This is a genomic window from Marinoscillum sp. HNIBRBA16962, assembly GCF_057801515.1.
Genome location: NZ_CM173603.1, coordinates 4,205,431 through 4,228,037 on the forward strand (window position 1 = coordinate 4,205,431; position 22,607 = coordinate 4,228,037).

Below are 22,607 nucleotides of genomic sequence, written 5' to 3' on the forward strand. Positions count from 1 at the left end.
TGTATGGTTCTTTTCAGATTTTAATTTTTTTATTGATAAATCTTCTACTCAGCACCATCTTGCCTTTCATTGAAGCTGAGCTGGAGAGCGGGAATAATGAGGACCTGGCAATTGTAAAAATGGTTTTCTACTTCATAAGATCATTTTTCGTAATCCTGATCGTTGTTTTCCCGATTCCTTCCATTGTCGGAGGAATTGCTCAGCTGAACGGTAAAAAATGGGGGCTTCCTCTCCTGTTAATTTCCGGGTGCCTTGGTCTGCTCAACATTCCGATTGGTACAGCATTGGGTATTTACTCTATCTGGGTATACCTTGAAAATCAAAAAGAGAATAAAACTGAATGACACAGATAAGCGGAAAGGTAGTATTAGTAACAGGTGCCAGCTCAGGAATAGGCGAAGCACTCACCTATGAATTATCAAAAAAAGGCGCCAGACTCATCATCTCTGCAAGACGAAAGTCTGAGCTCGACAGGGTGAAATCAAACTGTAAAAACAGTGAAGAAGTTAAAACGCTAACAATGGACCTGTCAGACAGCTTCAGTATTTCTCAGAAAGCCAAAGAGGCAGAGGCTTTTTTCGGTCATGTAGACATACTTGTAAATTGTGGAGGGATAAGCCAACGAGACAAGGTCATTCACACAAAAATGGACGTGGATAGAAAAATAATGGAAGTCAACTACTTTGGCTCCATTGCCCTGACAAAGGCTCTCCTTCCGAAAATGATAGAGAGAAAATCCGGACATCAGGTAATCATTACTTCGGCTGTTGGCATTGTCAGCACCCCATTCAGGTCTTCTTACGCTGCCTCAAAACATGCATTGCATGGGTTTTATGATGCACTCAGGGCTGAGCACTTTCAGGATAACCTTAAGGTAAGCATTATCCTGCCAGGATACGTCAGGACCAAGATCAGTTACAATGCTTTGATGGGCGATGGTAGCAAACAGAACAAAATGGATAATGCCCAGGACAAAGGACTTTCTCCTGAAGAATGTGCCGTTAAGATCATCAGAGCGATAGAGACAGACAAAGAGGAAGTGTATATAGGAGGTTTTAGAGAAGTTGCCGGTATTTATATTAAGCGGTTCTTTCCGGGCTTGTTTTCCAGAATTATCCGTAAGGCAGCGGTAACATAAAATGAAGCTTCTGAGAGGTTGTGCGGTTTGGCTGGCTCTTTTAGTCCCTTTCTTATCATTGGCTCAGGAAAATGATCATATTTTATCCGGTGCTTTTTATATCAAACTGAAAGACAGAGCCGAAATTCCAGCTTCTAACACCCGCTCTCAAAAAACCCAACTTGATATATATCAGGCTAAATGGATTAAAGAATTTTATCCTTTAAAAAAAAGCAGCAGCTCCTCCCGAACTACAGCTCATTCAGTGCTAAACGGATTATTTAAAGTCTATGTAAACCCATCCCTGAAAATTGACAGTCTGATCCATATAGTAAGATCTTTTGATAATGTACTTTATGCTGAACCAATTTACCGCGAGCGGCTCCTGTACATACCCAACGATCCGGCTATTTCCGTTGGCAACCAGCCATACCTGGATCAGATAAAAGCTTTTGACGCCTGGAACCTCTCCCGGAGTAGCTCTGAAACAGTCATTGGAATCATTGATACAGGATTAGATTTTAACCACGAAGATATCCAAAATAAGATCTACATAAATGAAAATGAAATTCCGGGAAATGGAATGGATGATGATGGGAATGGATACATAGACGACTATCAGGGATATGACTTTGCCGATAATGATACCATTCCTCAAAATGACGGAGACATTCACGGCAACAGAGTAGGCGGAATTGCCGGAGCTGAAACCAATAATGGTATCGGAATAGCCGGGGTGGGTTTCAATGCTTTGATCAGCCCCCTGAAAATTTTCACCAGTGAATCAAACACATCCTTCGGAGCCTACGAAGCAATACTTTACGCGGCTGACAACGGATATGATATTGTAAATCTTTCGTGGGGGTCAACCGAAAGTTTTAATCAAGCCAATCAAGACATCATCAATTATGCGGTTTTGGAAAAGGATGTTGTAATAGTCGCTGCTGCCGGGAATTCTTCAGCAGATGAGAAGTTCTACCCGGCCAGTTATGAAAATGTACTTTCAGTAGGCGCAAGCAATCTCTCTAATGATGCTAAAGCCCCTTTCTCCACTTATAATTACAGCATCGATCTGATAGCTCCGGGAAACGCCATATACAGCACGTCCTCTACCAATAATTACAGCTCGGATATTGGAACATCCTATGCTGCCCCACTGGTATCCGGAACAGCAGCGCTTTTAAAAACCCATTACCCGGTCCTCTCTGCACTGCAACTGATGGAAATCATCAGAGTGACTACAGATCCCATTTATGACATTCCTGAAAATGAGTCCTTTACGGATAAACTTGGAAGTGGACGGCTGAATGCGTATAAAGCCCTCTCTGCGGATCAACTCAAATCCATAAGGGTCTCAACGTTTGAATTCTCCTCCTCAGTAGGCCCTTATCTGTTCTATGGTGACACGATCCACCTTCAGTTTTCAATTACTAACTTTCTGAATCCGATAGAAAATGGCACTATCCTCATATCCTCTCCATCCGAATACATTGACGTTATTGATGATGAAATCTCACTTGGGGAGCTGGATAGTCTTGAAATGGCCGGGCCCTTTGAAGTAAAGCTCTATTTAAGAGAAAACACACCTCCGGATACCTTATTACCAGTCAAACTAGACTACCTGGATGAGGGCTACGGGGATTTTCAATACCTGGAGCTAAGGACTACCCCGGATCATCTTACTTTTAGCAATAATAATGTTTCATTAGGACTGTCTGGCGATGGCAACCTGGGGAATTTCTTTGGTTCAGGAAAAAGCGGTGCGGAACTGACCTGGTCACAACAATCCATTGCATCACAAATCGGCTTTTTTGTTGGCGATTCCACACATTACGTGGCTGATAATTTAAGCTCATCTACTGCTCTGAATGATTTTAGCACACAAAAAAACATCAAACTCAAAAACACCCTGCCATCAGATCATTTCGCAGCAAGCACTTTTGCAGACACCTCAAAATTTCTGATCGATCAACGAATAATTACTAATGAAAATGAGAATTTTCTGATATTAGAATACCGGATCACAAATAATTCTTCAGATACCATCAAAAAGGCCTCAAGCGGCTTGTATTTTGACTGGAGCATAGATGATTTTACTCAAAATAAAGCAGCCGTTGATCCTGATTTGGAAATGCTCCTGGCATACAATGAAGCTTCATCCATCTATGTGGGACTAAGACCTTACTTCAATTTCCCAAAGTCTTTTCAATCGCTGGATATGGACGATCTTAACGGTAATATCCACGACTTTCAAAATATATCTGACTCCATCCTCTATCAGCTTTCTGATCAGGCAGAAACGTACGATTCTGCAGGTAGTACGGGGCCGGGAAATGATATAGCATCATTGGCGGCACATCGAGACCTGCATATACCTCCATTCGGGAGCAAACGGCTTGCCTTCATGCTGGCTGTTTCCTCTGAACGGACGCTTTTAAGTACGGAATTGAATAAAGCAGATTCGCTGTATCAGGCCATATTAAACAACCCTGAGCTACAGGAAACATTTATCAGTTGTGAAGGAGCTGCTTTGGCTTTAGATCCTGCTGAAGGGAAGAATTACCTGTTTTACACCGATCCGCTGGGGCAAAATCTGCTCACCGAAAATGACACGCTTTTTACAGGCCCAATTCACTCAGATACAAGCTTCTTCCTGATTAACACTGATAGCAGCTATACCAGTGAGGTTAAGAGACTGGACATCAGATTAGTCGATAAGGTGGCAGATTTTACCTTTAGTCCGGATACACTTTTCCTGGATGATCCATCCATTAATCCTGTGTCATTTGAAGACCTGAGCTTTAGGCCTGTTAGCTGGCAATGGGACTTTGCCAACGGCGTAAGTTCTATCACCCAAAACCCTACGGTCAATTATTCATCCACGGGTACCTACGAAATAAGCCTTGAAGTAGAAAATGACCTGGGTTGTACGGGCTCTGCAACCAAAAACCTGCTGGTAGCAGAAAGACCCCCAAAACCGGAATTCAGCTTAAACCCCTTCTGTCCCGGAGAAGAAGTCCAACTCACTTCAACCAATGCTGATAGTATTGCCATTTACGCTAATAATTCAGAAACACAACCATTATTAACAGGAACAACAGTTACCCTGGGGTCATTTAAAAAGGATTCCTGTGTATATGTTTCCAATATTACCGGCCCCTTTGAAAGCCTTCCGGAAAAAATCTGCATAGATATCAGTGAGGTTGAAGCTGCATTTGAATACATCCCGGATACCACAACCTCCACGATCAATGTCCTGTTAATGAATACATCCGTAGGTTCTTCCTCGCTCTCATGGTATGTCAACAGCAACCTCGTAAGCAATGAAAACCAATATTCCTTTGAGGCAATTGAAACCTCGTATCAGATCGGTTTAGCTATTACCAACTCTTTAGGCTGTGAGGATTCCCTGGCCCGGACTATTCGCTTCAGTACTACTCCGGAACCGATCATCGAACCTTTGATAATCTGCCGAAATGAAGAGGTCATTATTGAACCTGAAAATGGATCGTTCTTTGGTTTTTATGCGGACCCGGACTTAGACAGCCTTATCCACAAAGGCACGACACTGAGCCTGGGAATGGTGACAGACTCTCTTTCACTTTACGTAGCAGGACTTGACAGTATTTTACCATCATCTCCTGTCCAGTTAGAAATAAGTCCTGAAAACATTCCTTTAAAGATTTTGGCCGAACCGGATACATTGATATTGAGCGAACAAAAAACAGCACAATTCTTAGCCGATTTTGAAAACCCTAAACAACTAACATGGTACTATAATAATACCGTAGAAACTGTCCCCTCACCAGTCTTCTTCTTTGAAGCAGCAGGAGTTTATAGTTTGGTTGCTGAAGCAGAATCCCAAAGGGGATGTCGCTACTATGACACCCTGAGTTACCAGGTCTTTAAAGAACCTATCACTACACAAGTACTGGCTATTTCTGAAGAAAAAGCCTTTGGGGTATTCCCAAACCCAGTAAAAAGCAGCCTTCTCATCCAAACTCCCATAATCCGTCAAATTACTGGCATAAAGCTCCTGGACCTTCAGGGTAGGGTATTATTAAAACTTCCCGTTCCTAATGACAAGAAGGAATTATTATTTGATCTTTCAGGTATAACACCGGGTATTTATATGCTCTCTATTGAAACTAAAAAAAGAGTAACTCACATTAAAATACTCAAAGAATGATGGTTTTTTTGGACCTAACAAGATCAATAATCTCAATAAATACCCCAGTGACTTACAAAAAAGACCATTTCACCGAATAGGTATATTACTTATGAAATATAATGGTAAGATTTGCAATTATGATTAATTCACGATTTTTTTGGACTTTGGCGCTAATTGCAGGTGTTCTCAACCATGCATTTGCTCAGACTTCCGTCCAAAATGGCGATTGGCAGACCGGATCAACGTGGAACTCAGGAGCCGGGATACGTGTCACTAACGTCGGAGATGATAATCAGGACATTACGGTAAGTACTGGCGATACGGTACAAGTTGGCGCTTATGGCAACTATGTAGGACTTACCTTTTCCGGTAACAAGGAAGCTTACACACTTTCAATTAACTCCACTTCAGTTTTGATTATTTACGGGGATGTTGAGTTTGCTAATAAGTCCATGAACTTAAATATCGATGGAACAGTCGTGATTTTCGGCAACCTTACCCTCAATAATAAAATTGATGTTTCCTCCAGCGGTACGCTGGTAGTAACAGGAACATTAAGTAAGGCTGGATCCAGCAACCAGGGCAGCTATACCGGCACAGGTAAAGTGTATGCAGGAGCTTACGATTCAGGAGCAGATGATTTTATTCCCGGCACCACAGAAAACGGAGGTGATCAGCAGCAGACTATAACAAATCTTGGTGATGACGGAGAGGATGACCTGGTTGATTTTGTAGATAGCAGTGGAGAACAACCTTTGCCTGTCACCTTACAGAATTTTTCATTCCATGTCGGAAAGCAGAGCATTACTCTTAACTGGACAACTGCCAGCGAAGAAAATTTTGACCATTTTGAGATCCAAAGAGCAGATGATCGCGGGCAATTTGAAACACTGGACATAGTATCGGGTAACGGAACAATAAAAACCGCAATTAATTATACATGGACTGATGAGCATCCTCTGCCTGGCACCAATTACTACAGGTTGGTAGCGAATGATTTTGATGGTTTCAGAGAAACCTTTAAAGCATTATTTACCAGCTTCCGATATGAAGATCGGGCCCTATCCGTGTTTCCAAACCCCGCATCACCAAACGAAAAAATTTCCATCCGCGGGGACTTTCACAAACAGGTGAATATAGTCATCTACAACCTTGATGGAAGACTGGAGCAGAGCTTTACAGAATCAAACAACTTTTTTACCCTTCCCAATGATCTCAAAAAGGGTGTTTACATTGTGGAGCTATCCAGCAATGGGATCACTAAGCGCAACAGGCTCATAATTCGCTAAACCTTTCCATTGTAAAACTTCAGTTATCTTCGCTTCATAAACCCACAATGTTGAAGCGAATGTTAATTTGGATTTCAGGAGCAATTTTGCTCTTTATTTTAGTAACCTTATTCATTGGCTGGTCTATAAGTCAACCTGGATATACAGGCAAGCAATCCGAACATTTCAATGGAACCACCTTTATCAACACAGGCAAGGTAAAAGCTAAAGGATTTGGCTCAGTACTCCAGTGGATGATAAAGCGTGATCAGGGTCCCTGGAGTAAAAACTATGAAACTTATGTTGGACCCAAACCTCAGGAATCTTCACATGAGCTTCGTATCACATTTGTAAATCACAGCACCTTTCTCATCCAGTGGAATGAGCTCAACATTTTAACCGATCCCATATGGAGTGAGCGCTGTAGTCCTTTCTCATTTGCTGGCCCCAGAAGGATGCGCCCCCCCGGACTAAAACTTGAAGAACTCCCTCCTATAGACATGGTATTGCTCAGCCATAACCATTATGACCATCTGGATATCACTACCGTAAAAAAACTGGAAGCAGACCACCAGCCATTATTCATAACACCATTAGGCGTAAGCGCATACCTGAAACAAGAAGGGGTAAGAAACACCACGGAAATGGACTGGTGGGACGAATCAGATGCAGGGCTGAAGATCAGATCCGTGCCGGCACAGCACTTCAGTGGTCGGGGGATGTTTGACAGAGATCAAACACTCTGGTGTGGTTATGTGATTGAGAACGAAGGCAAAAAGGTATACTTCGCAGGAGATACGGGTTACGGGGATTTATTTAAGGAAATAGGAAAAAAAGCAGGCCCTATGGACCTCTCCCTTATTCCGATAGGTGCTTACCTGCCTAAATGGTTTATGTCCCCCATCCACATTTCACCGGAAGAAGCAGTAAAGGTGCATCTGGATGTAAAATCCAGCCAAAGTATTGCCATGCATTTTGGCACTTTTCCCCTGGCTGATGAAGCGCAGGGGAAAGCTGAGGAAGATCTCATTCTCGCACTTGACTCTATGAATGTTAGCCAGCGGAACTTTATCATACCGGAAGAAGGCAAGGCGATGGAATTCAACGACTTTTAGGAATCAATCTTCCCAAAACCCAAACAACCAGTTACCAGGAGCCCGCTCATCATCACTGCGATAAAACTGTCTGACTGCTTCAAGGAGCTCATCATAACTGATGATCTCGTTACTGTTGGTATCCAGTTTGATGAATGATTTTGCAGAATACTTCACATCAATCCTGTAGGCCACAAACAACTCGATGTACTCCTCCAGGGACAAATACCCGTCATTATCAGTATCAAATAGGCGAATGATTTCCCTCGTGACTGCATTTACGTGCTTTTCATAAAGTTCATCACTACCATTTACGATGTTCTTATCAGCAAAATCCAACCATTCCTTCAATGTTGGCTTTTTCCCTTCTGCTATAAAATTCTCAAAACTATGCCAGATATGCTCACTCTTCTTCACCAGGTCAGCATAATCATCTGAGCCGTCAGTCATTCCAAGATTCATAGCGAAATTGATCCCAATATTGGTGAAATCCTGCTTTTCAAGGATACCGTTTTTATCAAAGTCCAGGATATTAAAGTAGTGTGTTAGTTTTTTTTCTTGCAGTGGAGTTAACATGTGCTGGTTATTTTAAAAGTTGATTTAATCTTGTTCTTTAAAAACTTTCTTCAGTAATTCAGTAGTTCTGGCAACGGGATCTTTCCTGATTTTCTCTTCCTGATCTGCAATCAAAGTAAAGAGACCTGAGAGTGCCCTTTGTGTTGCATAATCATCCAAATCAGGATTGACCTTATCTACAAACGGAATTTTATTGTAAGTATTTACAATGTCTCCGTAGTACCTGGTGGCGTTTGTCTGATCCAGGGCCTCTTTTATCACCGGTTGAAACTTCACCTGAAGCTGCGAGTACGTTTTTTCTCTAAGATACTGAGTGGCGGCATCATCATTGCCTTTAAGAATTCCCCATGCATCCTCCACTGTCATCGATTTGATAGCATTCACAAAAATAGGCTTAGCCTCCTTTGCAGCTTCTTCCGCACCCCTGTTGAGGGTTTTAACAAATTTGTCTACCTGTTCACCTAAACCAAGATCTCGCAGCTTGTCCTCAACGCGCTGCACATCCGGTGGAAAAGGAATTTTAATTTTAGGGTTTCCAAAATAACCATTTACGGCAGAAGCCTGACTGGCTCCTTCCGAGATACCTTTGACCAGGGCTTCTTTCAAACCAGATACTACCTCATCTGTGGTTAGCTCATCCGTTTCCATGTAATCTCCCAGAGTCTGCTGGATCTGCTGCACCGTGCAGCCGGTCAGTAGTAGTGTTAGTATCAGATAAATTGAAACAAGCCTCATCATAAAAAGATTATCGTTTTGAATCTCTAAAAGTAATGTAATTAAGGGATAATTTTAAAGTTTATAAAAGAGACCCAATTTATGCCCGTTTTTGCAGAAATAATTTCCATAGGTGATGAAATTCTTTATGGTCAGACACTTGACACCAATTCACATTGGATAAGCGCTCGATTGGATGAAATAGGTATAAAAGTCAGAAGAAAAATTACGATCGGCGATGACCGAAACGAGATCCTGACAAGCCTAAAAGAATCAGAAGACAGGGCAGACATCATCCTCATCACGGGGGGGCTGGGCCCCACAAAAGACGACCTGACCAAGCCCCTCCTGGTCGAATACTTTGATACTCACCTGGTTCCTGACAAAGAGGTAGAAGCTCATATCGAATCTCTGTTTGCTAAAAGCGGACGTCCGGTAACTGAGCTTAACCGCAGGCAAGCTGAGATACCGGCTAACTGCACCCGTATTACCAACAAAATGGGAACCGCTCCCGGCATGTGGTTTAACAGAGAGAATAAAATCTTTGTTTCCATGCCCGGTGTGCCCTATGAGATGAAAACCATGATGACGGATTATATCCTTCCCAGGCTTAAGAAAAAATTCATGGGAGGAGTCATTTATCATAAGATCATTAAAACCATCGGAATAGCCGAATCCACGTTAGCCGAAAAAATCAGCGATTGGGAAAATAATTTACCCAGCCATATAAAACTGGCTTACCTTCCCAGCGCCGGACAGGTAAAACTTAGATTGACCGCACTGGGAAACGATAAATCCCAGTTGGAAAGGGAGGTAAAAAACCTTATTGACCAGGTTATACCACTCATATCTAAATATGTATACGGCTATGATGCTGATGAAATAGAAAAAGTGATTGGTGATATGCTGATGGAAAAGAAAAAAACCATTGCTTTTGCAGAAAGCTGTACCGGCGGATACCTGTCTCATCTTATCACCAGTATTCCAGGCAGTTCCAGGTATTTCAAAGGAAGTATTGTTTCTTACGATTACGATGTAAAAACCCACTCCCTGGAAGTGGATGCAGATATTATGAAAAAACAAGGAGCTGTAAGTGAGGAGGTAGTGGTGCAAATGGCAAAAAACGTAAGAAAGAAACTCAACGCAGACATAGGCATCTCCATCAGTGGAATCGCAGGGCCGGGAGGCGGAATGGAAGGCAAACCTGTAGGGACAGTATGGATCGCCTACTCAGACGAGCACAAAACCATTGCCAAAAAATTCACCTTCACCAAAGACAGAAGCCTCAATATCCACTTCAGTGCCTTAAGCGCATTAAATATGTTTAGATTAAACTTCAACAGCAACTAGCGAAATTATTTAACTTTGCACAACCCAAAAATGAATAAAAAACAAAATATTCTATGGCTTTAGTAGAAATGGTAATGCCCAAAATGGGAGAAAGTGTCATGGAGGGCACTGTACTCTCATGGTTAAAGAAAGTAGGTGATGCGGTAGAGGAAGATGAATCGATCCTCGAAGTAGCAACAGACAAGGTAGACACAGACATTCCCTCCACTCATGCCGGCGTTTTAAAAGAAATTTTAGCAGAAGAAGGTGATGTAATTGAAGTTGGAAAACCCATTGCCATCATCGAAACAGATGGAGAAGATTCAGAAAGCACCCCAAAACCTGAGTCAGAACCTGAAGAATCAGTGAAAGAAGCTGAAACAATTATGGACACAGCAATGGCTACTGCATCTGCTACCGTAGAGATCCCTGCAAAAGCCGGAGATCGTTTCTACTCACCCCTGGTTAGAAATATCGCCAGGGAAGAGAATGTATCCCTGCAAGAACTGGAAAAAATAAACGGAACAGGTAAAGATGGCAGAGTCACTAAAAATGATATTCTGGCCTATCTCGAAAAACGGTCACCTGGGCAACCGATACCTTCTACCAGCCAAAACGGTCATCACAAACCTTCACAACCAACTCCCCAACCTGTACCTGTGAGTGTAAGAGGTGAGGACGAGATCATCGAAATGGACCGCATGCGTAAGATGATAGCTGAGCGTATGCTTTCCTCAAAACAGATAGCGCCGCACGTCACTTCTTTCGTGGAAGCAGATGTCACTGATATGGTTCAGTGGCGTGGCAAAATGAAAAAAGTCTTCCAGGAAAGAGACGGTCAGACTCTGACTTTTACCCCAATCATCATAGAGGCTGTGGTAAAGGCTATCCGCGATTACCCGATGATAAACATCCAGGTGGATGGCGATAAGATCATTAAGAAAAAGAATATCAATATCGGAATAGCTGTAGCGCTGCCCTCCGGCAACCTGATCGTCCCGGTTATTCACAATGCAGACCAGATGAATCTGGTAGGACTTACCCAAAAGGTAAATGACCTGGCAAAACGGGCAAGAGACAACAAACTCAAACCCGATGAGCTGCAGGGAGGTACATACACTGTGTCTAATGTTGGCTCTTTTGGTAATGTGATGGGCACTCCCATCATCATGCAACCACAGGTAGGAATACTTGCGCTGGGCGCCATTCAGAAAAAACCGGCTGTAATCGAAACACCGCAGGGAGACTTTATAGGCATTCGTCACAAAATGTTCCTGTCACACAGCTATGATCATAGAGTAGTCGATGGGGCGCTTGGCGGGATGTTTGTCAGACGGGTAGCAGATTACCTGGAGGGGTTTGATAAAAACAGAACTTCGTGAAATTTTTTAGTTCCTCCTGTCAGGACCTTAAAAAAGGCAGCTTCCGGGCTGCCTTATCTAACCCCACAAGATCAGGCTTTTAGTCGGACCGATTCTAAACTGAGGTCAGGCTCTAGCCGGACAGTCTCTGAAGGAAGGAACTCCCGATCCGACTAAAGTCTGATCTAACCACAAGGTCAGGCTTTAGCCGAACCGGTTCGGGTTATAAGCCTCAAATGCTAACAACTCATAATATCTTACTCCTTAAACTAATCACTCATCCCGTAGCGTATCCACCGGATTAGCAGAAGCAGCCTTCAGAATGGTGATGCTCGTGGTGAAGATACCAACCCCAAAGATTATCAATGCAGACAAGGCAACTGGTATTAAAGTCATGGGCATATGATAAGCATAGATAAAATCAAGCAGCCAGGAAGTTCCAAGATACCCACCGATAGCTCCCAGGAATCCGGCAGCTACAAGGATAATTACAAACTCTCTGTTCAGCAGCATCACAATATTGGGAACACTGGCTCCCAGGGCTTTACGAATACCTATTTCTTTAGTCCGCTTAGCAATATTCAGAGAGGCCAGTGAAAATATTCCTGAAGCTGAAAGCAGGCCACCCAGGATCGTAAGAAACAGGAAGATCTTTTTTAGATTTTGATTTACCTGTCTCATGTTGCTCAATAGAATATCTTCCTGATATCTACTTACATAAGGATCACTTGGAAACAATTTCTTCCAGATCTCTTCGATCTTGTCATTAGTTGCTTTAAGATTGTCTGCATCAGTGCGAACGACAATATCCCGCCATCGGTCCGGAAACGTGGGAACGAACACGATCGGTTCCGGATCTTTGGACCGATACAGGTTTTCAACAAAATCATCGATGACCCCAACAATCGCTCTTTTTTCCCGACGTACCTCTACTTGCTGTCCGATTGGATCCCCATTTATGCCAAGTGCTTTTATAAATTGTTTAGTCACCACGATAGCGTTTTTGTAATCCTGAGCAGATTCATAATTGATAGGACGCCCGTTGAGGAACTTGAATTGTAAAGTTTCGAAGTAGTTTTCTCCGAATTCCAGGTGAACCACCTCGTATTCCATATTATCATATGTTACCGGGTTTCTGTAAGTACTGAACCCTATATGATGTTCAGTAGAACCCACTTCTTTGACGTTCGGTAAGGCTTTTATGGCTGGCTCCATTCTTCTATACTGTTGCTCATTTTTGATATTAATGGTCATGAGTTCGTCTTTATCATACCCGAAATCAATCGCTTCCTGATACCTGGTATTTTGAATAAAAATGATACCGGCTGTTAGTACGATCACAGATATGGAAAACTGAATGGAAATAAGTGTATGGGTAAGGCCATTGGTTCCTTTGATTTTGATATTCCCTTTGAGTAAGTTGACAGTGTGGAATTTAGTACTAAAGAATGCCGGGTAAAGACCTGCAATAATAGCTGCAACAAATACCATGATCAACAACGAAAGGACCAGATTCACACCTCCCAGATCTTTCATACCATAAGGTAGTCCCCACATGGCAGTGAACTCAGGGATAATGAGTCTGGAGATAAGGTAACCTACCGCCAGTGAAAGCAGAATAACCATCATCGTTTCCACCAAAAATTGAATAATGATCTGCCTTCTCCCAGCACCTGCCGCTCTTCTGATCCCGATCTCTTTTAGCCGGCTGGAAGTCAGAGCGATGGAAGTGTTGGTGAGGTTAAAACAGGCAATGAGCAGGATCATTAACGCCAAAACCACAAATATGAGTAAAGCATCGAGATTGATTGGTTGGCTGAGGTAGGTCCAGGTAAGTTGCTGATTATCGACTTTGGATTTAAATGGTTCCAGAGAATACTTTTCAACCACCTGTTCCTTGTAGGCCTCATTACGTAATGGAATAAACTTGTCAAAGAGATTTGATATGCTGACTGCCTGGCGTGTATCTTCCAACTCATAAAAAATAGCTGGCAAATTCCAATCCTCCCAGGATTTCATATCCATGGCACGCATCTCTTCAAAGTGCTCAAAACGGATCAGGATAGGGAGTCTTATAGAGCTGTTGACCGGGATTTTTTTAATAACACCACCTACTACAAAGTTTTTCCTTACATCTCGAGGAAATCCAATGGATAAGACCTTTCCGATTGGGTCTTCGTCTCCAAAGTACTTGCGTGCAACTTCCTCTTCAAGAAATACGCTTTGAATATCTTCAAAGGCAGCATGGCTTCCCGCAATTAATGGAAAGTCAAACATTTTAAACAGTGCACTGTCAGCAAATACCACACCTTCACTGAAGGTTTTATTAATGCCTTTCGTTTCGTCTATATAGCTGACACTTTCCTGATAAACTGCACTGCCAGCGTATCTCACATACCGCCTGATCCCGGCAAAATCCTGGGTAGCCATGGGACCGATCAGCAGTGGAGCACTGATGGCTATTCTTCGGTCAGATCCATTTAATAATACGTGTGAATGGACCCGATAAATGTTTTGAATCTTATCGCTTCTATGGAAGTTGTCAAATTCAATGTTAAAAGCCACAAGGATATAGGCCGTGATACAACACGCTAATGCAATCCCAAGACCGAACGTATTGATGATCACATAACTTCTGTTTTTGAGCAGCCTTCTATAGGCAACTCTCAGGTAGTTTCTAAGCATGGCAGAAGCGGTTTAAGTAGTTTAAAATCAAAGATTACATCATGAGCGTTATTTTATTGACGATCAATTATATAAACGAGAAATGACATATGAAGAGCACACGTTTTTGCCTTTTTATGTAATGGAATTGTAAAAAGATGTTTTCGGTTTGGCGTAAACTGCAAAACCCAGGAATATCATTAATATTCCCTCTCCAGGCACCCACGTTGAACTCATCCAGTGGCTCACTATATCCTGACATGGCGCTATAATTCTCATACTAACAAAACCGTCATAAATAAAATGGATTATCGAAAGTGGTTCTTTCCTCCATAATCAAATAGATTTCATAAAAATCAAGGCAGTTTTTTTGAAAAATGAGATTTTAGTATCTGGATTACATTTTGCTTTTTAGAAAAATTTATTTGTACTTTTATTTTTTCAGTTACTTCATAAGTCATGAAACCTGAAGAAATAAAACAACTTTTAGATCGCATTGGGCAGAAAGACGAAGGAGCCTTCAATCGTCTCTTCAATTACTATTACCCCAAGCTGATCCAGGTTTCATTGGTATTTGTTCCAAGTTTGATAGCTGCCCAGGAAGTAGTATCCGACGTGTTTTATAACCTTCTTAAGAAACCGAAACGCCTTAAGAAAATAAGAGACTTTGACAACTACGTTTTCCTCTGTGTCAGAAACCAATCCAGAACATACCTTAGAAAAAATAAAGGCAGGAGTTTCTTTGATGCGATTAACCTGAAAGAAGATTATCTTCTGACTGAGTTTAAAAACCCTGAAAGTGAACTTATATCAAATGAGCTTATACAGCTCATAGAAAAATCCATTCAAAGTCTGCCCCCAAAACGTAAAGCCATCTTTCTCCTGGTAAAAGATACCGGAAAGAAGTACCGTGAAGTAGCCAAAATCCTCGATATCTCTGTGAAAACAGTCGAACTCCAAATGTCTCTTGCTTTGAGATTTCTGAGAGAGAAAGTCAGAGAGTACAGAGAATCAAAAGATGTAAAGCACCCCGCCAAATCCTCTTTTGAATAAAACTTTATTTTTTTTCATTTCCTGATATAGGGTAAAAAGCCCGGCACGCGTCTTTACAGCTACAAACTCTAAAACTGTAGCTCTGTTGAAAAAAGATATCGACAAAATAATCGCAGATTACCTCAGAGGTGACATCTCAGAAAAAGACAAAATACGCCTTGACAAATGGCTCAACGATGACCCTGAGCACATTGATCACCTGAATGCGCTGAAAGAGATCTGGGAGGCGCCACTTGACCATGCAAGCATAGCTAACCAGGAAAGCGAACGCCAAAAGCTGTGGAACAGACTTAACAATCCGGAGGAAACCAAAACAAAACAGCCTAAGACAATCAGCTTAGGGGTATTTATGAAATATGCAGCCGCCGTATCAGTTCTTCTTACGGTTGGCTATCTGCTCTATTTCAACCAGTCATCTGATGAGAATGCCCCTCCGCAGGAAATTGTGCGGGTCAACCCTATGGGGCAGAAGTCGAAAATTCAGCTCCCGGATGGCTCCAGAGTATGGCTCAACGCTGACAGCAAGCTTACTTATACCACTGACTACAATAAAACAACAAGGAGCCTCTTTCTGGAAGGGGAAGCATTTTTTGAGGTAACCAAAAACCCGGAAGTACCATTCGAAGTGCACACAAACGACCTCATTGTCACGGCATTAGGCACATCCTTTAACGTCAATGCTTTCAGGAAAAAGACTAAAGAAAAAGTGGCTCTAAGAACAGGAAAGGTAAAAGTAGAAACCCAACCTGTCTCAGATAATGACAAATCTGTGAGTTTCCTGAGCCCAGGAGAACAGGCAAACTTTGATAATGAATCCGGTACAATAGAAGTATCAAAAATTGAGGTTGGAGACCCTTACGGGTGGAAAGATGGTCGGCTTACTTTTCATCGGGCTACCCTGCAGGAGGTGATCGAAGTTTTGGAGCGGTGGTACAATGTGGAAATTGAAGTCAGGGAAAATACCAAAAAGAAAGAGTGGGAATATACAGCCACTTTTGAAAATGAGGTGCTTGAAAATGTGCTTGAAAGCTTAAAATTCTCAGAAAAGATAACCTATCAAATGACCGGGTCAAAAATCAAAATCAAACTATAATCTGAATAAAGACAGTATGAAGAAAACCCATAATCAAAACCAATTTTAACACGAATGACTATGAAGAAAAGAAGTACAAATTCATTGAAAATGAAATTACGCTCGGTTACTTACGGGCTGTTGCTTCAGCTCTTTTGCGTGGGGTTTGCCCAGGCAGCGAGTTCTGAAAACCAGGTAACCCAAAGTGTAAGAGACGTAACCATCAGTCTGGAGCTACAGGACGCTTCAGTCAAAGAATGTTTCTCAGAAATCGAAAGACAAACCAAGTACCGGTTTTCTTATGATCACGAACTGATAGATAATAACGTCAGGATCACATTCAAATCAAGAAAAAGACCAATTTCTGACCTGTTGATGGAGATTTCAAAAGAAGCAAGGCTAAAATTCAAGCAGATCAACAACAGCATCAATGTGCAGCGACTGGAAGATCCGGCCAAGGAAAATCAGATTGAGATCATCATTCAGGGCACCAAAGTATCCGGACAGGTAACCTCCACAGAAGATAGCGAAGGGTTGCCGGGTGTAAGTATCATCATCAAAGGGACCAGCCAGGGTACCATCACCGATGTGGACGGAAACTATACCATTGAGGTTCCCGGCCCTGAAACCGTCCTGGTTTTCAGCTATCTCGGGTATCTTAAAGAAGAGGTAACAGTAGGAAACCGCTCTGAGATCGATATGACACTTAAAGCCGACGTTACTGCATTGGAAGAAGTGGTAGTGGTCGGTTATGGCACTCAGAAGAAAAGGGACCTGACAGGAGCAATCACCGGAGTAGACGCACAGGTTATTAATGAGCGTGGTGTTACCAACCCTATTCAGTCACTTCAGGGTAGTCTGGCGGGAGTCCAGGTAACCAACTCTACCGGACGAGTCGGTGATGAATTTAACATTACCATCAGGGGTAACAACACTTTTAACTCAGATGCTCAAAAACCCCTCTTTGTCGTTGATGGAGTCATTACAGATAATATCGATTTTTTAAATCCACAGGATATCGCCAAAATAGACATCCTGAAGGATGCTTCCTCATCTGCCATATATGGTTCCAGGGGTTCCAATGGTGTAGTACTTATCCAAACCAAAGGTGGGGCCAACGTACCCGGGGGAACCTCCGTATCCTTTGAGTCATTTTACGGCTTCAAAAATGTAGCACGTTTGCCAAAAATGATGAGCCCGGAGAAATGGCGGGATTACCACATGTCCGCTTATCTGGCTACTATTAACCCGGATATTGTTACTACTCCGGACGAATACTATGACGCGGTTTTACCAACAAGCTCAAACAGTGTTCTTCGAGAGCGATTTGATAACCTGAACTCATTTGATTGGTATGATGCAGTACTAAAACCCGGACATCAGTCAAACAATCACCTTTCCATCACTCATCGAAATGGAGCCTCTGCATACACCTTTGGTCTTGGTTATCAAAATGAGGTTGGTAATATTGAAAACGAATCATTAGACAAAGTAACACTACGAGCAAGTGTAGATCAGCAATTAAGTAAAAAGTTTAAAAGCGGAGTGTCCCTTTCCCTCTCATCAAACACCATTGAAAGAGGAAGTGCATTAGCTATGCGAGAAGCATTTCGCTTGAATCCGTTTCTGAGCCCGTGGGCAATAGATGAAAATGGAAATGAAATAGAGGGTGAGTTGTTCCCTCAGCCGGGTAAACTCACAGATGAGAATGGCGACTTTGTGGTCAATAAAACAAGCACTTATAATCCCCTACTCGAGATCGCTAACTCATCTGATGAAACCAAGGGATGGAATGGTATAGGGACTGCATTTTTAGAATACAGTGCAATCGATTGGCTTACCCTTAGATCCACATTCTCTGCCGGCCTGGATACCTACCGAAGAGGAAGAGCCTGGGGTGCACAAACCAATCGCGGGATCAACAACAACGATCTGCCTTCATCCCAACTGGAATACTTTGAAAACTTCAACTACACCTGGGATAATCAGGTTAATGTAACTCAAACTGTTGGGCAGCATGACTTCAATTTCCTGGCTCTTCAAAGTATTTATGTAGATCGTACGGAGGTAGCAGGCATGTCTTCAAACAATCAGCCCTTCGACACCAGGTTTTACAATGTAGGGTCAGGGGCACAATCTTCATTCGGCATCAATAACAATTTCATTAAGAGTCAGCTTTCCTCTTTCGCATTGCGTTTGAATTATACATTTATGGATAAGTATTTACTGACTGTATCCAATCGCTGGGATGGGTCATCTTTGCTTGCTGAAGGCCTGAAATGGAATGCTTTCCCATCAGCAGCCGTGGCATGGAGACTTAGTAATGAGCCTTTTATTGAAGGGATCGGTGCTATTTCAAACCTTAAACTGAGAGTAAGCTATGGACTTACCGGAAATAATAACATTTCGCCGTACTCCTCAGTGAATACGTTGGACCTGCAGACTTACTATGATTTCAACGGTAGTGCTGCCAATGGATACGTAGCCTCTACCCTGGCCAACAAAGCCCTGACCTGGGAAACCACAGAAGAAGTGAACATCGGTCTGGATTACGGACTTTTTGATTACCGGGTTTCGGGTAGTATTGACTGGTATAACCGGCTGTCGGATGGGCTCCTGGTTAACCAAAAACTTCCGTTGGAAACCGGCTTTCCCAGCATAGCGGCTAATGCGGGCTCTGTAAGAAATACCGGAGTTGAGCTTATGCTCACTACTATCAATATAACCAACAATCTCATCAACTGGGAGACTGTGTTTACTTTCACCAGAAATGTAAACACCATTGAAACTATCTATGGTCAGTCTGAAGTAGATGATGTTGGGAACGGGTGGTTTATCGGCGAGCCGGTTGATGCTCATTACAACTACCAATTTGATGGGATCTGGCAGGCAGATGAAGCTGCGGAAGCCGCCTCGTACAATCAGACCGAAGGACAGGCTAAAGTGGTGGACGTAGATGATGACGGGGAAATCACACCCGAAGATGATCGAGTTATTCTGGGATCTCCCAGCCCTAAATGGATCGGTGGATTGATTTCCAGGTTAAACGTAGGAAACTTTGATCTGAACTTAAGTCTGTTTACAAAACAGGGAGTACTAGCCTACAGTAATTTCCATTCAAATTTTGAAGATATGCGCGACAGAGGCCGTCAAAAGCTGGATGTTGCTGACTGGTACGTTCCGGAAAACGAATATGGTGTGCCAGCTCAAGCCTCAAACAGCTATCCTCAACCTCGAAATGGAGGAACTTACTGGAGAAACGATGGTGTAGGATACTACAAAGATGCCTCATTCGTGAAGATCAACAACATTTCGGTTGGCTATACCATCCCTCAGGCGCTCGTAGAACGAGCCAACATCCAAAAGTTAAGGGTGTATGTAAACGTGCTAAATCCTTTCGTCTTTACAGAGTACACCGGATATGACCCGGAGTGGGCACAAGCCGACCTGGGAATCGGACGAGTAAGCAGCATCACGACGCAGCTAGGATTAAGTTTAAAATTTTAAAATCAACGAAACATGAAATATCTAACTACAATACTTAGTTTGGTTTTTGTTTTTCTGACAGGTTGCGATGATTTCCTTGAGGAAGAAAACCGATCCAACACAACCGCAGAGGAGTTCTACCTTACAGAAGAAGGTTTTCAATCACTTGTTAATGCAAACTATTCCGGATTACGAGAAATATATGGACAGGAACCATGGCTTTTTGCTGCAGGTACTGACCTGTACTCTGAAGGAAGGGATCAGGAACCTCCCGGGCTAAGCCGATATACGGAACTTACCCCATCTTCAGACGGAGTAGATTTCCTGTATAATACCTGCTATACAGCTATTCAAAGAGCCAACACAGCCCTTTACTACGCGGATCTTACTGCAGAAACTCCTAATCTGGACCAGAATATTGGAGAAATTAAGTTTTTGCGAGCTAACGCATATTTTCTCCTTGTTCAGACTTATGGAGGAGTCAGTCTGATTACAGAACTGATAGATGAAGCTGTTACCGAATTTGAACGAAACACAGCTGAAGAGGTCTATTCCTTTATCATCTCAGAACTGGAAGAATCCCTGAACCTGGTTTCTGATGGGGCATTTACCGGTCGGGTTAACCAACGAGCAGTCAGACACCTTTTAGCAAAGGTTCACCTGACCAGAGCTTATGAGTCTTTTGCTGCATCAGACGATTTTTCAGTAGCAGCTTCTTATGCTGACGCAGCAATCAATGGCCAGGGGCTTAACCTAACCTTTCAGGAGTTATGGACCCCCGGAAATGAACTGAATGAAGAGGTGATCTTTTCGGTACAGTTTAGTGATAACACCATCTTTGTTGATGGCGAGTACTATGGGAGCCAGCAGCAAAACTTTTTCGGTTCTTATACAGGAGGCTCGGAAGTAGCTGGAGATGCTCCGTATAAATCATATAACCTCTGCCCAAATAGGTTCACACTGGACCTTTTCACTCAGGGCGATGAGCGCTGGGAAGGTACCTTCATGACGGAGGTTTATGATCGGTACTACGATTATTTTGACGTAGAAGACAAGAGCAGCCTGACTGTAGCTCACTTTTATGAACCTTCGTGGTTTACAGCAGCTGATAAGACTGCTTACCTTGCAGCAAACCCATCAGCCACTTATCACGATTATGGCACACACGATCCCGATGGTGGAGATGTGAGTAACAATTATGCTACAATCATAGTGAAAAAGTTCGATGACCCTTCCTCTGCCTTTGGTGGTGGTGACAGAACCAGCTCGAGAGATTTCATAGTAGCCAGGCTGGCGGAAACATACCTGATTGCGGCTGAAGCTTACCTTGGTGATGGAGACCCGGCCACAGGACTTAACAGGCTGAATGTAGTAAGACAGCGCGCTGGAGTAGCAGATGCCACAATCGGTGAGTTTGATATAGACTATATTCTAGACGAACGTGCCCGGGAGCTTTTGGGTGAATACCACCGATGGTTTGACCTGAAAAGGACAGGCAAGCTGGTGGAGCGAGCTTCAATGCACAACAGGCTGATCTCACAATCAAACTTTGATGGTAATGGAAGTGAATTGAAAATTTTGCGACCTATCCCTCAGGATGCGATGGATCTGAATCAGAATGAAAATTTTACTCAGAATCCGGCATATTGATTGCCGTATCACTAGTTAGTTGACGAAAGGGCGAGCCATGTGCTTGCCCTTTTTTTATGGATTTATTTATTCCTGGTCAGCAAACACAAATCACAATGACTTGTTAATTTTATGGTATAACAGTTCCTGAATGGCTCACCATCACAACCACAATGATTTATCAGATGACGGATCAATAAAGAAGATACGCATAGCTTTTTTTATCAACCTGGCTTTCGCGGCTATTGAGTTAATTGGTGGACTATACACAAATAGTATTGCCATCATGTCTGATGCCTTACATGATCTTGGGGATAGCCTGTCATTGGGAACGGCCTGGTATTTTCAAAAGCTATCCTTAAAAGGAGGTGACCGGAAGTTTACCTATGGTTATCGTCGTTTTTCAGTTTTGGGGGCTGTCATCAATTCACTGGTGCTGGTTGTAGGTTCAACCATCATTTTATTAGAGGCAATACCAAGGCTTATCAATCCCGTCAGTCCGGATGCTCAGGGAATGATCTATTTTGCCATCGGGGGGATCATTGCTAATGGCCTGGCTGCCTGGAAACTACATGGCGGAACCTCCATCAACCAAAGAGCCGTATATTTGCACCTGCTCGAAGATGTACTTGGCTGGACAGCCACCCTGATAGCAGCCATTGTATTATACTTTAAAGATATCCCAATAATTGACGCCATTCTGGCCATGGGGATCGCGGCATTTATCCTTTTTAATGTCTTTAAAAACCTGAAAAAAGCACTCAAGATCATTCTGCAGGGCACTCCTGAGGAAATAGATCCGGAAAGAATAGAAAAGAGGCTCAGGTCTTTAAGTGGAGTAAAAAACACCCATGATTGTCATATATGGTCCATGGATGGACAATATCACATACTGAGTATTCACCTGGTTGTAGAGAAATACAATTCCATTCAAGACCTGTCAGAGATAAAAGAAAAGGCTAAAGACCTGCTGAGCGAAGAACATATTGACCATGCGACTATTGAGTTTGAAACGGAAGAAGAAGATTGTGTAGCATGCTAAAAAAAGCATAAACTGAAATTGATTTTACGTA

Annotated in this window: 15 protein-coding genes; 12 read left to right on the forward strand and 3 right to left on the reverse strand. The window is 42.7% G+C overall.

Features of this window, described 5'->3' with window-relative positions:
* Positions 1-32: 32 nt before the first annotated feature.
* From AC3E9V_RS17515 to AC3E9V_RS17535, 5 genes are all read left to right on the forward strand, one after another.
* Complete coding sequence (locus AC3E9V_RS17515) at positions 33-344, forward strand: hypothetical protein (RefSeq protein WP_488749440.1); 312 nt, start codon at positions 33-35, stop codon at positions 342-344.
* A complete protein-coding gene (locus AC3E9V_RS17520) occupies positions 341-1,138 on the forward strand; it encodes an SDR family oxidoreductase (protein WP_488749441.1) in 798 nt (265 codons plus the stop codon). Before AC3E9V_RS17515 ends, AC3E9V_RS17520 begins: the two co-directional genes overlap by 4 nt.
* A 1-nt stretch (position 1,139) precedes the next feature.
* The gene (locus tag AC3E9V_RS17525; RefSeq protein WP_488749442.1) at positions 1,140-5,306 is read left to right on the forward strand and encodes a S8 family serine peptidase; all 4,167 of its coding nucleotides are present in this window, start codon (positions 1,140-1,142) and stop codon (positions 5,304-5,306) included.
* A gap of 119 nt (positions 5,307-5,425) precedes the next feature.
* Positions 5,426-6,577: a T9SS type A sorting domain-containing protein gene (locus AC3E9V_RS17530; RefSeq protein ID WP_488749443.1), complete on the forward strand. Its 1,152-nt coding sequence runs from the start codon at positions 5,426-5,428 to the stop codon at positions 6,575-6,577.
* 59 nt (positions 6,578-6,636) lie between these two features.
* Positions 6,637-7,671, forward strand: a complete 1,035-nt coding sequence (locus AC3E9V_RS17535; protein ID WP_488749444.1) for an MBL fold metallo-hydrolase — start codon at positions 6,637-6,639, stop codon at positions 7,669-7,671.
* 3 nt (positions 7,672-7,674) lie between these two features.
* Here AC3E9V_RS17535 and AC3E9V_RS17540 read toward each other — a convergent pair whose 3' ends face one another.
* Both AC3E9V_RS17540 and AC3E9V_RS17545 read right to left on the reverse strand, forming a co-directional pair.
* Entirely contained in the window at positions 7,675-8,226 is a 552-nt protein-coding gene (locus AC3E9V_RS17540) for an EF-hand domain-containing protein (RefSeq protein ID WP_488749445.1), read from the reverse strand.
* Between the two features lie 24 nt (positions 8,227-8,250).
* Positions 8,251-8,964 carry a DUF4197 domain-containing protein gene (locus tag AC3E9V_RS17545; RefSeq protein WP_488749446.1) on the reverse strand — a complete coding sequence of 238 codons (714 nt, stop codon included), beginning with the start codon at positions 8,962-8,964 and terminating at the stop codon, positions 8,251-8,253.
* A 78-nt stretch (positions 8,965-9,042) separates the two neighbouring features.
* Between AC3E9V_RS17545 and AC3E9V_RS17550 the strand changes: the two genes are divergently transcribed.
* Positions 9,043-10,290 (forward strand): competence/damage-inducible protein A, encoded by a 1,248-nt coding sequence (locus AC3E9V_RS17550; RefSeq protein ID WP_488749447.1) that lies wholly within the window; start codon positions 9,043-9,045, stop codon positions 10,288-10,290.
* Between the two features lie 53 nt (positions 10,291-10,343).
* Complete coding sequence (locus AC3E9V_RS17555; protein ID WP_488749448.1) at positions 10,344-11,651, forward strand: dihydrolipoamide acetyltransferase family protein; 1,308 nt, start codon at positions 10,344-10,346, stop codon at positions 11,649-11,651.
* Positions 11,652-11,903: 252 nt separating this feature from the next.
* Here AC3E9V_RS17555 and AC3E9V_RS17560 read toward each other — a convergent pair whose 3' ends face one another.
* On the reverse strand, positions 11,904-14,315 hold the full coding sequence (locus AC3E9V_RS17560; protein WP_488749449.1) for an ABC transporter permease: 2,412 nt from the start codon (positions 14,313-14,315) through the stop codon (positions 11,904-11,906).
* Positions 14,316-14,753: 438 nt separating this feature from the next.
* Here AC3E9V_RS17560 and AC3E9V_RS17565 point away from each other — a divergent pair, with 438 nt between their 5' ends.
* From AC3E9V_RS17565 to AC3E9V_RS17585, 5 genes are all read left to right on the forward strand, one after another.
* Positions 14,754-15,347, forward strand: a complete 594-nt coding sequence (locus AC3E9V_RS17565) for an RNA polymerase sigma factor (RefSeq protein WP_488749450.1) — start codon at positions 14,754-14,756, stop codon at positions 15,345-15,347.
* An 85-nt stretch (positions 15,348-15,432) separates the two neighbouring features.
* Positions 15,433-16,440, forward strand: coding sequence for a FecR family protein (locus AC3E9V_RS17570; protein ID WP_488749451.1), 1,008 nt, complete (start codon positions 15,433-15,435; stop codon positions 16,438-16,440).
* 60 nt (positions 16,441-16,500) lie between these two features.
* Entirely contained in the window at positions 16,501-19,926 is a 3,426-nt protein-coding gene (locus tag AC3E9V_RS17575) for a SusC/RagA family TonB-linked outer membrane protein (RefSeq protein ID WP_488749452.1), read from the forward strand.
* A gap of 12 nt (positions 19,927-19,938) precedes the next feature.
* Positions 19,939-21,555 carry a RagB/SusD family nutrient uptake outer membrane protein gene (locus AC3E9V_RS17580; protein WP_488749453.1) on the forward strand — a complete coding sequence of 539 codons (1,617 nt, stop codon included), beginning with the start codon at positions 19,939-19,941 and terminating at the stop codon, positions 21,553-21,555.
* Between the two features lie 130 nt (positions 21,556-21,685).
* Entirely contained in the window at positions 21,686-22,576 is an 891-nt protein-coding gene (locus AC3E9V_RS17585; RefSeq protein WP_488749454.1) for a cation diffusion facilitator family transporter, read from the forward strand.
* Positions 22,577-22,607 lie beyond the last annotated feature (31 nt).

Excerpts from the sequence above, each read along its gene's own strand:
- AC3E9V_RS17520 (WP_488749441.1), top strand. The coding sequence starts at position 341 with ATGACACAGATAAGCGGAAAGGTAGTATTAGTAACAGGTGCCAGCTCA.
- AC3E9V_RS17525 (WP_488749442.1), top strand. The coding sequence starts at position 1,140 with ATGAAGCTTCTGAGAGGTTGTGCGGTTTGGCTGGCTCTTTTAGTCCCT.
- AC3E9V_RS17530 (WP_488749443.1), top strand. The coding sequence starts at position 5,426 with ATGATTAATTCACGATTTTTTTGGACTTTGGCGCTAATTGCAGGTGTT.
- AC3E9V_RS17535 (WP_488749444.1), top strand. The coding sequence starts at position 6,637 with ATGTTAATTTGGATTTCAGGAGCAATTTTGCTCTTTATTTTAGTAACC.
- AC3E9V_RS17540 (WP_488749445.1), bottom strand. The coding sequence starts at position 8,226 with ATGTTAACTCCACTGCAAGAAAAAAAACTAACACACTACTTTAATATC.
- AC3E9V_RS17545 (WP_488749446.1), bottom strand. The coding sequence starts at position 8,964 with ATGATGAGGCTTGTTTCAATTTATCTGATACTAACACTACTACTGACC.
- AC3E9V_RS17550 (WP_488749447.1), top strand. The coding sequence starts at position 9,043 with ATGCCCGTTTTTGCAGAAATAATTTCCATAGGTGATGAAATTCTTTAT.
- AC3E9V_RS17555 (WP_488749448.1), top strand. The coding sequence starts at position 10,344 with ATGGCTTTAGTAGAAATGGTAATGCCCAAAATGGGAGAAAGTGTCATG.
- AC3E9V_RS17560 (WP_488749449.1), bottom strand. The coding sequence starts at position 14,315 with ATGCTTAGAAACTACCTGAGAGTTGCCTATAGAAGGCTGCTCAAAAAC.
- AC3E9V_RS17565 (WP_488749450.1), top strand. The coding sequence starts at position 14,754 with ATGAAACCTGAAGAAATAAAACAACTTTTAGATCGCATTGGGCAGAAA.
- AC3E9V_RS17575 (WP_488749452.1), top strand. The coding sequence starts at position 16,501 with ATGAAGAAAAGAAGTACAAATTCATTGAAAATGAAATTACGCTCGGTT.
- AC3E9V_RS17580 (WP_488749453.1), top strand. The coding sequence starts at position 19,939 with ATGAAATATCTAACTACAATACTTAGTTTGGTTTTTGTTTTTCTGACA.
- AC3E9V_RS17585 (WP_488749454.1), top strand. The coding sequence starts at position 21,686 with ATGGCTCACCATCACAACCACAATGATTTATCAGATGACGGATCAATA.